This is a genomic window from Pseudomonas mendocina, from assembly GCF_900636545.1.
Taxonomy (GTDB): domain Bacteria; phylum Pseudomonadota; class Gammaproteobacteria; order Pseudomonadales; family Pseudomonadaceae; genus Aquipseudomonas; species Aquipseudomonas mendocina.
The window spans coordinates 1,955,524-1,973,595 of the sequence record NZ_LR134290.1; the positions used below are offsets into that span (position 1 = coordinate 1,955,524).

The 18,072-nt window shown below is 66.3% G+C and carries 1 protein-coding gene and 1 pseudogene (1 of these 2 only partly in view); both read left to right on the top strand.

The genetic code is table 11. The features are described from left to right. Positions 1-9,652, top strand: a pseudogene (locus EL191_RS09085) (non-ribosomal peptide synthetase). Next, positions 9,649-18,072: the 5' portion of a non-ribosomal peptide synthase/polyketide synthase gene (locus EL191_RS09090; RefSeq protein WP_041978279.1), read on the top strand. It continues 7,575 nt past the right edge of the window; the window shows 8,424 of its 15,999 coding nt (coding positions 1-8,424); its start codon is at positions 9,649-9,651; its stop codon lies beyond the right edge, outside the window. The pseudogene EL191_RS09085 and the gene EL191_RS09090 overlap by 4 nt, the downstream one beginning before the upstream one ends.

Consider the following 18,072-nt stretch of genomic DNA (forward strand, 5'->3'; position numbering starts at 1 on the left):
ATGGTGGATCAGGCGCAGCACTTTGCCGACATTCTGGATTATCACGCCGAGCGCGTGCCGGGCCGGGTGGCCATCCGACATATCGTGGCGGACCAGGGCGAGCCGCTGCTGACGACCTATGCCGAGCTGCGCGAGCAGGCGCTGGCCGTGGCTGGCCTGCTGCAGCGTCTGGGCTGTGAGGCTGGCGAGCGTTGCGTGCTGATGCTGCCCAGCGGCGCCGATTATGCCGCCGCTTTCTTCGGGTGCCTGTATGCCGGCGTGATCGCGGTACCGGCCTTTCCGCCGGAGAACAACCGGCAGATGCACATCGAGCGCCTCACCGGCATTCTGCTCGATGCCCAGCCAGCGGTGGTGCTGGCGCCGCGCGAGGTGATCCGGCGTTGCCAGGCCGACCTGCAGCCGCTGCTCGCGCCCGGGGCGGCACTGATCGCTATCGAGGATGTCGATGCCCGCGAGCGTGCCGGCTACCGGCCACGGCTGATCACCAGCGATGCGCTGGCCTTCCTGCAATACACCTCGGGTTCCACCCGTGCGCCCAAGGGCGTGATGGTCAGCCACGCCAACCTGCTGGCCAACGAGCGCAGCATGAGCCGTGGTTTCAATGCCAGTCGCGAGGAGTCCTGGGTCAGCTGGTTGCCGCTGTATCACGACATGGGGCTGATGGCAGGGCTGCTGCTGCCGATCCTGCATGGCGGCACCCTGACGCTGATGGCGCCGAACTTCTTCCTCGCCAGGCCAGCGCGCTGGTTGCAGGCCATCAGCCAATACGGTGGCACTTTTTCCGGCGGGCCTGACTTCGCCTATCGCCTGTGCGCCGAACGTGTCCCGCAGAGCAGCCTGGAGGCGCTCGATCTGAGCAGCTGGCGCCTGGCGTTTTCCGGCTCCGAGCCGATCCGCCTGGACACCCTGCAGGCGTTCAGTCAGCGCTTCGCGGCGGCGGGCTTCAGTGCCCGGGCGCTGGCGCCGAGCTATGGCCTGGCCGAAGCGACACTGTATGTGTGCGTCGATGCCGCCGAGCGCGAGCCGCAGGTGGAGACGTTCGCCAGCAGCACAGCGGGCCAGGCGGACAGCCGTTTGCCAGCCTGTGGCTGGAGCGATGCCGAGCACCCGCTGCGCATCGTCGAGCCGCAGACGCTTCAGGTGCTGGGGGACGATCAGGTCGGTGAGATCTGGATCGCCGGGCCGAGCATCGCCCAAGGCTACTGGCGCAACCCCGAAGCGACTGCCGAGGCCTTCGTCGAGCGTGATGGCCAGCGCTGGCTGCGCACCGGCGACCTGGGTGTGGTGCGCGAGCGTCAGCTGTTCATCGCCGGGCGCCTGAAGGATCTGATCATCCTCAATGGCCAGAACCATTACCCGCAGGACATCGAGCAGGCGCTGGAGCAGGATATCGAGCTGCTGCGCCAGGGGCGTATCGCCGCATTCGCCGTCACCGACGAACAGGGAATCGAGGGCGTTGGCCTGGCGCTGGAGATCAGTCGCAACGTGCGCAAGCTGATCAGCGCCGAGATGATCTGCCAGCGCATCGCCGACGGCATGGGCGAGCGCTTCCAGCTGGCGCCGCAGCTGATCCTGCTGCTCGAACCGGGCACCTTGCCACGCACCACCAGCGGCAAGCTGCAGCGTTCGGCCTGCCGCAGCGGCTGGCAGAACGGCAGCCTGGCTACCTTCGCCCAGTGGTACAAGGGGCGCCTGCTGGGAGCCGATGTGGCGAGCCACGCGCCGCAAGCCAGCACCATGCTGCCGCAGGTGCTGCGGGCCTGGCAGGAAGTATTGGGCTGCACGGACCTGGAGGAGGGCGACCACTTCTTCGCGCGTGGCGGCGACTCGGTGGGCGTGATGCAGGTGCTGGCGCGCCTCAACGCCGAGCTGGGGCTGGAGCTGCAGGCCGACAGCCTGTTCGAACGGCCGCGTCTGGGGGATTTCAGTGCCTGGGTCGCGGCGCAGCCGCGTACGACCCGGCAGGTGCCGCCTCTGCAGGCCGAAGTGCGTGACGCGCAGTGCGCGCAATCCTATGCGCAGCAACGCCTGTGGTTTCTCGAGCGCTTGCAGGGTGATGCCAGCGCCTATCGGCTGGGCGGTGAGCTGCGTTTTCAGGGCCAGCTCGACGAGGCGGCGCTGCAGCGCAGCTTCGATGACCTGGTCAGTCGCCACGAGAGCCTGCGCACGCGCTTCGCCGCTGGCGAAGAGGACGGCGTGCCGCTGCAGCGCATCGATCCACCCTTTAGCGTCGACCTGGCGCGTTTCGATCTGCGTGGCGAGGCAGATGGCGAGGCGGCACTGGCGCGCCTGCGCGAGGAACGGATGAACCTGCCGCTGGATTTGCAGCAAGGGCCCTTGTGGCATCTCGCTCTGGTGCGGGTGAGCGAGGACGATCAGCGTTTGCTGCTGGTGATGCACCACATCATCTGCGACGGCTGGTCGATTCAGGTACTGATCCGCGAGTTCGCCGAGCTCTATGCCGCCCATGTCCTCGGCCAGGTGCCGAACCTGCCGGCACTGCCGGTGCAGTACGCCGACTACGCCATCTGGCAGCGGCGCTGGCTGCAGGCGGGCGAGGGTGCGCGTCAGCTGGATTACTGGAAGCAGCGGCTGGGTGATGAGCAGCCGTTGCTGCAACTGCCTGCCGACCACCCGCGCCCGGCGCGGCAGAGCCACCGCGGCGCGCGCCACGACATCCGTCTCGATGAAGCGCTGAGCCAGCGTCTGCGCACCCATGCCTCGGATCAGGGCGTCACTCTGTTCATGCTCCTGCTGGCCGCCTTCAAGGTGCAGCTGCAGCGCTACAGCGGCCAGCGCGATATCCGCGTCGGGGTGCCGAGTGCCGGACGTGTGTGCCGGGAAACCGAGGCCTTGATCGGCTTTTTCGTCAACACCCAAGTGCTGCGCAGCGAGTTCGGCGGCGAGCACAGCTTTGCCGATGTGCTGGCGCAGGTGCGCTCGGCAGCTCTGGGCGCGCAAGATCATCAGTTGCTGCCTTTCGAGCAATTGGTCGAGGCCTTGGCGCCAGAGCGCAGCCTGAGCCACAACCCGTTATTCCAGGTGAAGTTCACCCAGCAGTTCGTGCTGGCGCAGGATCTGGCACTGCCCGGCGTGACCCTCAGCGCGCGGCAGTTGGATGAACAGGCCGCGCACTTCGATCTGGGCCTGGACATCACCGACCTGCCCGAAGGCATCGAGGCGGCCTTCACCTATGCGCAGGATCTGTTCGAAGCGCCGCGTGTCGCTGCCTTTGCCGCTGATTTCGAACGCCTGCTGGAGCAACTGCTGGCGCAGCCGCAGGCGCCGCTGGCCAATCTGGAACTGGCGGCTCAGCCCTCGATGATTGCCGGTTCCGAGCGCGCCTTTGCCGCAGCGCAGGTGCTCGAACTCTGGCAGCAGCAGGCGCATGGCGAGGCCTGCGCCCTGATGCATGAGGGCGTTGCTTATAGCTTTGCCGAACTGGAGGCGCAGGCTAACCAGTTGGCCCATCAGCTCATCGCCCTGGGCGTCGGGCCGCAGCAGCGCGTCGGACTGTGCCTGCAGCGTTCGCCGGCGTTTGTCATCGGCTTGCTGGCTGTGCTCAAGGCGGGCGCTGCGTTCGTGCCGCTCGATCCGGCCTGGCCGGCGCAGCGTCAGGTGTTCGTCCTGGCCGATAGCGCCTGTGCGGTCTTGCTCGGTGAGTCGGCGTCGGCGCCATCGTTCTCCGGCCCACAGTTGGACTTCAGTGCCGATGCGCCGTGGCGCCAACAGGCCAGCGATGCGCCCAAGGTGCCGGTGCATCCGCAGCAGGCGGCTTATCTGATCTACACCTCCGGCACCACCGGCCAGCCCAAGGGCGCGGTGATCAGCCATGCAGCGCTGGCCGATTACGTGCAAGGCATGCTCGAGCAACTGGCGCTGGCGCCTGAGGCGAGCATGGCCATGGTTTCCACCGTGGCGGCGGATTTGGGCCACACCGTGCTGTTCGGCGCGCTTTTGTCCGGGCGCACCCTGCACCTGTTGAGCGCGGAAACCGTAGCCGATGCCGACAGCCTGGCGGACTACCTGAGCACGCAGCAGGTCGGCATTCTCAAGATCGTGCCGACCCATCTGGCCGGCCTGTTGCAGGCGGGCGCTGGGGCACGGGCGATACCCGCGCATGCGCTGATCTTCGGTGGCGAAGCCCTGCCGGCTGAGCTGGTGAAGGAGGTCAAGCGCCTGCGTCCGCAGTGCCGGGTGATCAACCACTATGGCCCGAGTGAAACCACGGTCGGTGTGCTGACTCACGAAGTCACGGACGCCGAGCTGGCTGATCTCAAGGGTGTGGTACCGATTGGTCGGCCATTGCCCAACGTCCTTGCGTTGGTGCTGGATGCGGCTTTGACGCCGTTGCCGCAGGGCGCGGTCGGTGAGCTGTACCTGGCGGGGCCAGGCTTGGCGCAAGGTTACCTTGGCCAGCCGGGGTTGACCGCGGCGAGCTTCCTGCCTGACCCGTTCAGCCAAGGGCAGCGCCTGTACCGCACCGGCGACCGCGCACGCCTGTTGGCAGATGGGCGTATCGAGTTTTTGGGCCGCGATGATGATCAGGTCAAGGTGCGTGGCTATCGCGTGGCGCTTGGCGAGATCGTGGCGCAATTGCGCAGTTTGGCCGGTGTCGCTGATGCCCACGTGCAGCTAGATGAGCAGGGGCAACTGCTGGCTTATGTCGTGGCCCATGGCTCCTCGGCGCCTGAGTTGCAGGCGCAATTGGCTGAGCGTTTGCCGCAGTATATGCAGCCGAGCCATCTGTTGCTGCTGGAGCAATTTCCGCTGACGGCCAACGGCAAGCTCGACCGTCAAGCCCTGCCGCAGCCACAGGCCACCGTACAGGACTTCGAGGCCCCGCATGAGGGCGTCGAGGCGCAGTTGGCAGCGCTATGGCAGCAGGTGCTGAATGTCGAAAACGTGGGCCGGCATGACAACTTCTTCGCCCTGGGCGGCGATTCGATTCTCAGCTTGCAGATCATTGCCCGTGCGCGGCGCCAAGGCATTCGCCTGACGCCCAAGCAATTGTTCGAAAAGCAGAGCATCGCCGAGCTGGCGCAGGTCGCCGTGCTGGCTGAGGCGCCGGCGCCGAGTGCGACGACGGCCGAATCGCCGCAGCATTTTGCCCTGACGCCCATCCAGGCGCGCTTTTTCGCCCAGGCGCCGGCGTGTGCCAGCCATTGGAATCAGTCGCTGCTGCTGACCCTGGATGAACCGCTTGAGGCCCGCGCCTTGGGCGAGGCACTGCAAGCGCTGGTGGCGCATCACGGCAGCTTGCGCCTGAGCTTTACGCAGAACGCGCAAGGTCACTGGCAGCAGCGCTACCGTGACGCGCAGCCGGCGCAGGAGTTGTTGTGGGTCTGCCAAGTTGCGGCCGATGCAGAGTTTCCGGCGCTGTGTGACGAAGCCCAGCGCAGCCTGGATATCGAGCATGGCCCGCTGCTGCGTGCGGTATTGGCGCAGTTGCCCGGTGGGCGCAGTCGACTGCTGTTGGTGATCCATCACCTGGCGGTCGATGGCGTGTCCTGGCGCGTGCTGCTCGATGATCTGCAGCAGGCCTACGACCAGCGTTTGGCCGGGCAGACGGTCAGCCTAGCCGCTGTCGGCGCCAGTTTTGCGCAGTGGTCGGCGCACCTGCAGGCGTGGGCCGGCAGTGCGCAACTGGCTGCGCAGCAGGCCTATTGGCAGGACTTTAGCGCCGCGCAGGCGTGCTTGCCTTGCGATTGGCCCGAAGGCAGCGCAACCGTGGCCGACAGTGCTCAACTGCACCTGAGGCTCGATGCGGCGAGCACCGCGCGCCTGCTCAATGAGGTGCCGGCTGCGTATCGCACGCAGATCAATGACGTCTTGCTGGCCGCACTGGCGCACGCGCTGTGGCAGTGGAGCGGGCGCCGGCGCACGGTGATCAGCCTGGAGGGGCATGGCCGTGAGAGCGAAGCGCTCGATTTGAGCCGCACGCTCGGCTGGTTCACCAGCTTGTATCCGGTGGCGTTGCAGGCAGACGATGACCTCAGCACGACCCTCAAGCAGGTCAAGGAGCACCTGCGTCAGGTGCAGGACAAAGGCCTGGGTTACGGCGTGCTCAAGTACCTGAGCAACGCCCCGTTGGACGACCTGCAAGGCCACGGCCTGACCTTCAATTACCTGGGGCGTTTCGACGATGCCGCCAGTGCCCGTTGGCGCCTGGCCGAGCAAGACGGTGGCGCGCCGCGTGATGCCAGTGGGCCGTTGGCCAATGCCCTGGCCATCGACGGCCAGGTGCGCGAGGGCTGCCTGACGCTGAGCCTGACCTACAGCCGCGCGCGTTTTGCTCAAGGTAACGTCGAGCGCTTGCTCAGCGCTTACGAGCAGGCGCTGCGGCAACTGATCGAACACTGCTGCGCGCCTGATGTGGGCGGGCTGACCCCTTCGGATTTCCCCCTGGCCAGCCTGACTCAGGCGCAGCTCGATGGGCTGCCGTATGCGCCGCAGCAGATCGAGGATCTGTTCCCGCTGGCGCCGATGCAGCAGGGCATTTTGCTGCACAGCCAACTGGAGCAGGGCAGCGGCATCTACCTGATGCAGGATCAGTACGCGGTGGCCAGCGCGCTGGATGTGGAGGCCTTCACCTACGCCTGGCAGCAGGTGGTGCAACGTCACCCGGCGCTGCGCACGGCGTTCTGCAACCTCGAGGGCGGTGAGCCGCATCAGGTGGTGTTGCGTCAGGTGCCGTCGCCCGTGCAGTTCTTCGACTTCACCACGCTGGCGCGTGAGCAGGCCGAGGCCAGGTTGCAGGAGATGCTGCGCGAGGAGCGTCAGAGCGGTTTCGACTTCGCTCAGGCGCCGCTGCTGCGTCTGCGTCTGGTGAAGTTCGCCGAGGGCGACTGGCGCATCGTGCAGAGCCACCACCATGCCTTGATCGATGCCTGGTGCCGTGGGCTGATGCTCGCTGAGTTCTTCGCCCAGTATCGTGCCCGCTTGCAAGGGCGCAGCCTGTACTTGCCGCCAGCGCGGCCTTACCGCGACTTCATCGCCTGGCTCGCACAGCAGGATGAAGCCGCCAGCCGCGGTTACTGGCGCGAGGCGCTGGCCGGTTTCGACACGGTGACGCCGCTGCCGTATCGCCGCCAGCAAGGCGAGGCGGGCATCCAGGATGTCAGCCTGGCCCTGGATGAGGCGCAAACCCGTGCGCTCGCCGAGCAGGCGCGGCGCCATCAATTGACCGTCAACACCTTCGTGCAGGCGGCTTGGGCGCTGCTGTTGATGCGCTACAGCGGTCGTGATGACGTGCTGTTCGGCGTCACCGTGGCCGGGCGCCCGACGGAGCTTGAGGGCATCGAGGAGGCGTTGGGGCTGTTCATCAACACCTTGCCGCTGCGCGTGCAGTTGCCGGGTGAGGGGGCCAGTGGTTTGCACCTGTTGCAGGCCTTGCAGGCGCAGAACGCCGGCATGCGTCAGCATGAGCAACTGTCGCTGGCCGAGGTGCAGAACCTGGCCGACACCCCTCGCGGCCAGCCGCTGTTCGACAGCCTGTTCGTGTTCGAGAACGTACCGCTCGGCGGCGAGGTGCAGGAGGCGGTCGAGGCTTATCGCATCACGCCGCTGGCTAACCGCACGCACACCAACTACCCGCTGACCGTGGTGCTGCTGCCCGGCAGCAGCCTGACGCTGCAACTGAGCTTCGACACCCAGCAGTTCGCCGTGGCCGATATGCAGGTGCTGGTCGAGCATTTCCGCCGTGTGCTGCTGCAACTGAGCCAGGCGCCGCAGCGCCCCTTGGCCGAGCTGAACCTGCTCGATGAGGGCGAGCGTGATGCCCTGTGCAAGCTGGGGCAGGGTGAACAGCAGGCGCAGTGGTATGCGCAGAGCTACCTGGCGCGCTTCGAGGCGCAGGTGGCGCAGCAGGGCGCGCGCGACGTGGCGCGTTGCCAGGGGCAGACGCTTTCCTACGCGGCGCTGAACGAGCAGGCCAACCGCATTGGGCATGGTCTGATCGAGCGCGGCGTGCAATTCGATGACGTGGTGGCGCTGTATGCGCCGCGTGGCTTGCCGCTGCTGAGCCTGATTATCGGGGCGTTCAAGGCTGGCGCGGCTTATCTGGCGCTCGATGAGCGTCATCCGCCGGCGCGCAGTGCACGCATGCTGGCCAGCAGCGCGGCGCCCGGTGCTGATCACCTTGCGCGCGCATCTCGCGCAGGTCGAGGCGATGCTCGCCGAGCTGGCGCAGGCGCCGCAGGTGTTGATCTATGAGGACTTGCTGCTGCACAACGGCGCAGCCAACCCGGGGCGCTACGCTGGCCCCGAGCACCTGGCGTATCTGATCTACACCTCCGGCTCCACCGGCGAGCCCAAGGGGGTGATGGTCAACCAGCGCGGCATGCTCAACAACCAGTTGGCCAAGGTGCCGTACCTGCAACTGGGCGAGGCGGATGTGATCGCCCAGACCGCTGCCACCGGCTTCGATGTCTCCGTCTGGCAACTGCTGACCGCGCCGCTGTTCGGTGGCGCGCTGGAGATCATCCCCGATGCCATCGCTCAGGACCCGCAGGCGCTGCTCGAGTGCGTGGCCGCCAGCGGAGTGACTGTGCTGGAAGCGGTGCCGGCGGTGATCGACGGCATGCTCGAAGCCGCGCCTGTAACGCTGCCGGCGCTGCGTTGGCTGCTGCCCACCGGCGAGGCGCTGAGCCATGAGCTGGCGGCGCGCTGGTTCGCCCGCTACCCGCAGGTGCCGATGATCAATGCCTACGGCCCGGCCGAATGCGCCGACGACGTGGCGCTGTATCGCCTGAACGAGGTGCCGGCGCAGCGTCAGCCCATCGCCATCGGCCAGCCGACCGATAACAACCGCTTGTATGTGTTGGGCGGCGACCTTGAGCCGTTGCCGCATGGCGTGGTCGGGGAGCTGTATATCGGCGGCACCGGCGTGGGCCGTGGTTATGCGGCGCGGCCAGGATTGACGGCCGAGCGCTTCGTACCCGATCCATTCGGCGCTGCGGGCGAGCGTCTCTATCGCAGTGGCGACCTGGCGCGCTGGAATGCCGAGGGCCAGCTCGAATACGTCGGCCGTGTGGACTTCCAGGTGAAGATCCGTGGCCAGCGCATCGAGCTGGGCGAGATCGAGGCCTGCCTGCTGGCCAGCGCCGCACTGCGCCAGGCCGTGGTGGTGGCCCATGAGGGCGGCGCCGGTACGCAACTGATCGCCTACGTCGTGGCCGAGGCTGGCCAGCGTATCGATCAGCAGGCGCTACGCAGCGAAGTCGCGGCGCAGTTGCCGGCCTTCATGGTGCCGGCGCAGGTCATCGTCTTGCCGCGCTTGCCGCTCAATGGCAACGGCAAGCTCGACCGCCGCGCGCTGCCCGCACCGCAGGTGCAGGCGCGTAGCGTCGAGGCGCCGCAGGGCGAGTTGGAGCAGCACCTGGCGCAGCTCTGGCGCGATTTGCTCAAGGTCGAGCAGGTCGGTCGCCATGACCATTTCTTCGAACTCGGCGGCCACTCCTTGCTGGCCACCCGCTTGTTGGCACTGATCCGCGAGAGCCGTGGTGTCACGGTGCCGCTGGCGCAGGCCTTCGAAGCGACCACCGTGGCCAGCATGGCCAGCTTGATCAGCCGCCTGGAAAGCCAAGCCCTTAATGATGAACGCCTGGACGCGCTCGACGATCTGATGAGCGCTCTGGAGGAAATTCAGTGAATCTGTTGCATGACAAAGCCCTGCTGCTCTCGCGTCGTTTTCTCGGCCTCGGGCCGCAGCAGCGCCGCGCCTTCCTCGACAAGCTGCGTGAGCAGGGCTTGGATGCATCGAGCCTGCCCATTCCTGCTGGCGTGGCTGATGCCCAAGGCAGCGTGCTGTCCTACTCGCAGCAACGCTTGTGGTTCCTTGAGCACCTGCAGCCGGGCAACAGCGCTTATCACCTGCCCGGCGCCTTGCAGCTAACCGGGCCGCTGGATGAGGCCTCGCTGCTGGGCGCTTTCGAGGATCTGGCACAGCGCCACCCGAGCCTGCGCACGTGCTTTTTCGCCGACGCCGATGGCAACCCGCGCCAGCGTGTCGAGGCGGCGCCGCCGCTGACGTTGCAGGCGCTGCAGGGCGATGACTTTGCCGCGCTGGCCCGCGAGTTTGCACAGCGTCCGTTCGACCTTGAGCAGGCCCCGTTATGGCGCATGGGGCTGTGGCGCCAGGATGGGCAGAGTCATGCTGTGCTGATCTGCCTGCATCACATCATCGCCGATGGTTGGTCGATTCAGGTGTTGCTGACCGAGTTGGCGCAGTTCTACCGGGCACGTGTGCAGGGTGAGCCGGCCGCGCTTGTCGAGCTGGCGCTGAGTTATGCCGACGTTGCCCTGTGGCAACGCGCCTGTCTGGATGCCGGTGAAAGTGACCGGCAACTGGCTTACTGGCGTGAGCAACTGGGTGACGAGCATCCGCTGCTGGAGTTGCCCTGCGACCATTCGCGCCCGGCGCAGCAGAGTTTTCGTGGTGCGCGCCTGGCCTTTGCCATTGCCCCTGCGCTGGCCGCGCGCGTGCGTGAGCTGGCCCGGCAGCAAGGTTGCACCCCGTTCACCGTGCTCTTGGCCGCGTACAAGGTGCTGTTGCAGCGCCTCAGTGGGCAGTGCGACCTGCGTGTCGGCGTGCCGATTGCCGGGCGTACGCAAAGCGAAACCCAGGGGCTGATCGGCTTCTTCGTCAACACTCAGGTGCTGCGCAGCGAGCTCAGTGGCGCGCAGAGTTTCAACGAATTACTGGCGCAGGTGCTGAGTACCGCGCAGGGCGCTCAGGCGCATCAGGCGCTGCCGTTCGAGCATCTGGTCGAGGCGCTGGCGCCCGAGCGCAGCTTGAGTCACAACCCGCTGTTCCAGGTGCTGTACAACCACCAGCAGCGCCCGCAGGACAGCCTGCAGCTGACGGCCGATCTGCGTGCCGAGCTGATCGCGCTGGACAGCGGCAGCGCCCAGTTCGACCTGGCGCTGCACACCTGGGAAGGCCCGGGTGAGGAACTGGCCGGCAACTGGAACTACGCCCTGGATCTGTTCGAAGCCGCCACGGTCGAGCGTCTGCACCAGCGCTTTATCCGCCTGCTGGAGCAGTTGCTGGAACAGCCGCAACTGGCCATCGGCGAGCACCGCCTGGACGATGATCAGGATCGCCTGGCATTGACGAGTTTCAACGCCACCCGCGTCGATTACGGCGCGGTCGAACCGGTGCATCGTCAGTTCGAGAAGCGCGTGCAGGCACAGCCGCGGGCCGTCGCCCTGGTGTTCGGCGAGCAGTGTTTGAGCTACGCCGAGCTGGACCTGCGCGCCAACCAGCTGGCCCACCATCTGCAAAAGCTTGGCGTAAGCCACGACAGCCTGGTGGGCGTGGCGGCGCTGCGTTCGGTGGAGATGGTGGTGGCGCTGTACGCCATCCTCAAGGCCGGCGGCGCCTACGTGCCGATGGACCCGGAGTATCCGGCCGAACGTCTGCGCTACATGCTCGAAGACTCTGGCGTCAGCCTGCTGCTGAGCCATGACGCGGTTATCGATAGCCTGCCTCATGTGGCAGGTGTGCAGGTGCTCAACCTCGATTATCTGGATCTTTCTCAAGAGCCGCAGACCGCGCCCGAGGTGGACATTCACCCCGAGCAACTGGCCTACCTGATCTACACCTCCGGCTCCACCGGCAAGCCCAAGGGGGCCGGCAACAGCCATGCGGCGCTGTACAACCGCCTGGCCTGGATGCAGCAGGCCTACAACCTGACGGCTGAAGATCGGGTGCTGCAGAAGACCCCGTTCAGCTTCGACGTCTCGGTCTGGGAGTTCTTCTGGCCGCTGATCAGCGGCGCGCGCCTGGTGATGGCGCAGCCGGGCGATCATCGCGATCCCACCAAGCTGGTCGAGCTGATCGAGCGTGAGCAGATCAGCACCTTGCACTTCGTGCCCTCGATGCTGGCGGCCTTTGTCGGCCATGGCGAGCTGAGGGGCTGCGAAAGCCTGCGACGCATCGTCTGCAGCGGTGAAGCGCTGCCGGCGGAGCTGGCCAGCAACACTCGGCAACTGCTGCCGCAGGCCGAGCTGTACAACCTGTATGGCCCGACCGAAGCGGCCATCGACGTGACCCACTGGCGCTGCAGCGGCCAGGAACGGCGCAGCGTGCCAATTGGTCGGCCGATCGCCAATCTGCAGATCCATATCCTCGACGAACGCCTCAACCCACAACCGATTGGCGTGGCGGGGGAGCTGTATATCGGTGGCATCGGCCTGGCGCGCGGTTACCACCGTCGTCCGGGGCTGACCGCCGAACGCTTCATCGCCAGCCCCTTTGGCGATGGCCAGCGCCTGTATCGCAGTGGCGACCTGGCGCGCTGGACCGAAGAAGGCGTGCTGGAATACCTCGGCCGCATCGACCATCAGGTAAAGCTACGCGGTCTGCGCATCGAGCTCGGCGAGATCGAGGCTGCACTGCTGGAACATCCGGCGCTTCGCGAAGCGGTGGTGCTGGTGCGCGACCAGCAACTGGTGGCCTATGTGGTCGGTGGCGATTACGACGAGGTCGAGCTGCGGGCGCGGCTGAAACAGCGACTGCCCGAGTTCATGTTGCCGAGCCATGTGATGCAACTCGAACGCCTGCCGCTGTCGCCCAACGGCAAGCTGGAGCGTAAGGCGCTGCCGGAACCGCAGCGCATCCAGCGCGATTACCAGGCGCCGCGCCCCGGCCTGGAAAGCCAGCTCGCAAGCATCTGGCAGGAGCTGCTGGGTGTAGAACGGGTAGGGCGCGATGACAATTTCTTCGAGCTGGGTGGCGACTCCATTCTCAGCCTGCAGATCATTGCCCGTGCCCGCCGTCAGGGCATCGAGCTGACCCCTCGGCAACTGTTCGAACGCCAGAGCATCGCTGAGTTGGCCGAGGTCGCCGGGCAGCGCCGCGTGGTCAACGAATGCGCCATCGATACGACGCGTGACATCCCGCTGACGCCGATTCAGCACGGGTTCTTCGAACAGGCGATGAGCAATCGTCAGCACTGGAATCAGTCCGTGCTGCTCAGCGCCCACGAACCGCTACAGCCGCAGCGCCTGAGCGCGGCCCTGCAGGCCGTGGTGGCGCAGCATGACGCCCTGTGTCTGCGCTTTTCGCAGCAGGGCGGCATCTGGCGCCAGCGCTACGAGGCAGAGCCTGAACGCCTGCACCTGCAAATCGAGCATTGCAGCCTGGCCGAGCTGAGCAAGCTGTGCGACAGCGTGCAGGCCAGCCTCGATCTGAGCCGTGGGCCGCTGCTGCGCGCCGTGCTGGTGCAGTTGCACGAGGGCGGCGAGCGGCTGTTGCTGGTGGTGCACCACCTGCTGATCGATGGCGTTTCCTGGCGCATCCTGCTCGATGATCTGCAACGCGCTTACGCTCAGTTGAGCGTAGGCGCTGTGGCCGATCTGGGGCCCAAGAGCAGTACCTGGCAGCGCTGGAGTGAGCGTCTCGTCGCCTATGCGGCGAGTGCTGAAGTGGCGGCCGAGCGTGCCTACTGGCAGGCGTTGCCGCGCGACTGCGGGCTGCCTGCAGACAACGCGCAGGGGCGTAATCTCACGGCCTGTGCCGAGCGCGTCGATATGCAGCTCGACCCGGTCACCACCGAGGCGCTGCTGAGTCAGGCGCCGGCGGCGTACCGCACGCAGATCAACGATCTGCTGCTCGCCGCGCTGGCGCATGCCCTGCGCGACTGGAACGGGCAGGCGCAAAGCCTGATTGCCCTGGAAGGCCATGGTCGTGAGGCGCTGTTCGATGACCTGGATACGAGCCAGACTCTGGGTTGGTTCACCAGTCTCTATCCGCTCTTGCTGCAGGCCGGCGACGACTGGGACGCGACCCTCAAGGGCACCAAGGAAAACCTGCGCCAGGTGCCGCACGGTGGCATCGGCTATGGCCTGCTGAAATACCTGCAAGGCGATGACGTACCCGCGCTGGATGACGCGCTGCTGTTCAACTACCTGGGCCGTGTGGAGACAGGCGGCCAGCTCTTTGCGCTGGCAGCAGAACCTTCCGGCGCACAACGTGACGCCAGCGCACCGCTGGCCTGCGCCTTGGCGCTCGACGGTCGCATCAGCGACGGTTGCCTGCAATTCACCTGCACCTTCAGCCACGAGCGTTTCGCTCGCGAGCGCATTGCCGGGCTGCTCGATGCCTACCACCGTGCGCTGGTCGAGCTGGTGCAGCACTGCCGCACGCACACGGCGGTCACCCCTAGCGATTTCCCTTTCGTGGACGTGAGCCAGGCTGATCTCGACGCTCTGCCGCTGCCCGCCAGCGGCATCGAGGACATCTACCCGCTGACACCGATGCAGCAAGGCTTGCTGTTCCACAGCGAGCTGCAGATGGCCGATGGTGCCTACGTCAATCAGCTCAGCCTGGAGGTCGAGGGCTTGCCGGTGGCGCGCTTCAAAGCCGCCTGGGCGGCAGCCTTGCAACGCCACCCCTTGTTGCGCGGGGCATTCTTGCGCATTGGCGCCGAGCAACAGGCCATGCAATTGGTGCAGCGCGATGCACTGTTGACGATCCGCGAGGTGGAGGCGGCTGATGTCGACCTGCAGGCGCTACTGCGTCAGGAGCGCGAAACGCCTTTCGATCTCACTCAGCCACCGTTGATGCGTCTGGTGCTGGTCCGTTTGGGTGAGGGGCGCTATCAACTGATCTGGACGCTGCACCACATCCTGCTCGACGGCTGGAGCAGCGCCGCCCTGTTGGCGCAGATGCTGCAAGAGACCGGCAGCCAGACTCAATTGCAGTCGCCAGGGCTTTATCGCGATTACCTGCGCTGGCTGCAACGCCAGGATCAAACGGCCAGTGAGGCGTTTTGGCGTGAGCAGTTGCAGGGCTTCGACGAGCCGACCTTGCTCGCGGGCAACCTGCGCAGCGAGTCGCCAAGCCAGGCGGTCGGCGTGCACAGGCTGACGCTGCCGCGCGTCGAGCTGGAGGCCTTCGCCAAGGCCCGGCGGATCACCCTCAACACCTTGATCCAGGGCGCCTGGACACTGCTGTTGCAGCGTTACAGCGGGCGGCGCCAGGTGGCCTTCGGCGCAACCGTGTCGGGGCGTCCGGCGGCGGTGGCGGGCATCGAGCGCATGCTGGGGCTGTTTATCAACACCTTGCCGGTGGTGCAGGCGCCGCACGCGCATGAGCGCGTCGGCGATTGGCTCGACGCGCTGCAAACGCACAACCTGGCGTTGCGTGAGCACGAGCAGGTGCCGCTGTTCCGTCTGCAGCAGTTGGCCGGGCACGCGGGCCGCGAACTGTTCGACACCTTGCTGGTGTTCGAGAACTACCCGGTGGATCAGGTGTTGCAGGGGCAGGGCAGCGGCATGCGCTTCTCTGACGTGCAGGCGCACGAGCAAACCCATTACCCACTGAGCCTGGCCGTGATGGCCGGTGGCGAACTCGAGGTGCATTGGCACTATCAGCGCGCCTGCTTCAGTGACCGGCAGATTGCCGCGATGAGCGGTCATTTCCAGCAGATGCTGCAGGCGCTGTGCGCCGATGCGCAGCGTTGCCTGGGCGAGTTGCCCATGCTGGACGCCACCGAAGTGGCCGCAGTCGAGGCCTGGAACGACCCCGCACCAAGCACTCAGGCCGTGCAATTGCTGCCGCAGCGTATCGCCGAGCAGGCGCGCCTGCGCCCGACGGCCATTGCCTTGGTACACGGCCAGCAGCGCCTGAGCTTCGCCGAGCTGGAAGCGCGGGCCAATGGCCTGGCCCAGCAGTTGATCGCTCGTGGCGTCGGCGCCGAGGTGCGCGTCGGGGTGGCGCTGGAGCGCGGCATCGAACTGTTCGTCGCCCTGCTGGCGGTGCTCAAGGCCGGCGGCGCCTACGTGCCGCTGGACCCGGATTACCCCGAAGAGCGCCTGCGCTACATGCTCGAAGACGCCGGGGTGAAGCTGCTGCTGAGCCACCAGGCGGCCTTGTCGCGCCTGCCTGAAGTGGTCGGTATCGAAGTGCTCGACCTCGATCATCTGCAACTAAGCAATGCGCCGGTTGCATCGCCCGAGGTCGAGCTTCACCCCGAGCAACTGGCGTATCTGATCTACACCTCCGGCTCCACCGGCAAGCCCAAGGGCGTGGCCGTGGCCCATGGCGCGATTGCTTTGCATTGCCAGGCCATTGGCGAGCGTTACGAACTGACGGCCGAGGATCGCGAGCTGCATTTCCTCTCGGTCAGCTTCGACGGCGCCCACGAGCGCTGGCTGACGCCACTGAGCCATGGCGCGCGGGTGGTGATCCGTGACCAGCAACTGTGGAGCGTGCAGCAGACCTACGACTGCCTGATCGCAGAAGGCATCAGCGTGGTGGCCTTGCCGCCCAGCTACCTGCGCCAGCTGGCCGAATGGGCCGAGCAATGCGGCAAAGCGCCCGGAGTGAAGACCTACTGCTTCGCCGGCGAAGCCTTCAGCCGCGAGCTGCTGCAACAGGTGATTCGCAGCCTGCAACCGCAGTGGATCATCAACGGCTACGGCCCGACCGAAACCGTGGTCACTCCGACCATCTGGCGTGTACCCGCGGCCACGGCGGACTTCACCACAGCCTATGCGCCCGTTGGCGACCGCGTTGGCGCGCGCCAGGGCTACGTACTGGATGCCGACCTCAACCTGCTGCCAGTGGGGGTGGCTGGTGAGCTGTACCTGGGTGGATTGTTGGCCCGTGGTTATCTGGATCGCCCTGGCGCCACCGCCGAGCGCTTCGTGCCTAACCCATACCGTGCCGGTGAGCGTCTGTACCGCACCGGCGACCGCGTACGCCTCGGCGCTGATGGTCAACTGGAATACCTCGGCCGGCTGGATCAGCAGATCAAACTGCGCGGCTTCCGCATCGAAATCGGCGAAGTCGAGGCGGCGCTGAAAGCCTGCGCGGGCGTCGGCGAAGCGCTGGTGGTGGTCAAGGACAGCGCGGCGGGCAAACGCCTGGTGGGCTATGTCAGCGGCGAGGGCTTGAGCGAGAGTGAACTGAAAGCCCAGCTCAAGCAGCGTTTGCCGGCGCACATGGTGCCGAGCCATATCCTGGCGCTGGAGCGCATGCCGTTGCTGCCCAACGGCAAGCTGGATCGGCAGAGTCTGCCGGAGCCACAGGTGGAGGCGGGCGAGTACCAGGCGCCGCGTACGGCTCAGGAGCAATTGCTGGCGGAGCTGTGGAGCGAGCTGCTGGGTATCGAAAAGATCAGCCGTGACAATCATTTCTTCGAGCTGGGCGGGCACTCGCTGCTGGCCACGCAACTGATCTCCCGTCTGCGTCACTCCCATGGATTGGATGTGCCGCTGCGCGCGATCTTCGAAGCCCCGCGTCTGTGCGACCTGGCTGTGCAACTGCAGCAGGCCGGGCAGGCGGCGGATCTGCCGCTGCGGGCACGGGGCGTGCGCGCGCAGGCGGCGCAATCCTTTGCTCAGCAGCGCCTGTGGTTCTTGCAGCAACTGGCGCCGACAAGCAGCGCCTATCACCTGCCGGGCGTGCTGCGCCTGCGCGGTGAGGTGGATGAAGGCGCCTTGCAACACGCCTTCGAAGCTTTGGCCGAGCGCCACTGGGTGCTGCGCAGCACCTTCGCCCAGGATGAGCAAGGCCAGCCGCTGCAATGCATCCAGGCCCAGGCTCGGGTGAATCTTCAGCGTTTGCAGGCGCAGGACGAGCACGATTTCGAAGTCGTGGCCCGCGCCTTTATGGACAAACCTTTCGATCTGCAGCAGTCGCCGCCGTGGCGCCTGGCCTTGGTCACCTTGGCGCAGGGCGAGCAGTGCTTGCTGTTGTGCCTGCATCATCTGCTTACCGATGGTTGGTCGGTACAGATTCTGTTGGCCGAGTTCACCGCCTTGTACAACGCCGCGCGCAGTGGCGTGCCTGCCGAATTGCCGGCACTGGCGGTGCAGTACGCCGATTACGCCGAGTGGCAGCGCCAGTGGTTGGCCGGCGGTGAGGGTGAGCGGCAATTGGCCTATTGGCGTGAACAATTGGGCGACGAGCAGCCATTGCTGGAGTTGCCAACGGATCACCCACGCCCGGCGCAGCAGAGTTTCCGCGGTGCTCGGGTGCACTTCAAACTCGATGCTGTACTTGGCGAGCGTCTGCGTGAGCAGGCCAAGGCGCACAACGCCACGCCCTTCATGCTGTTG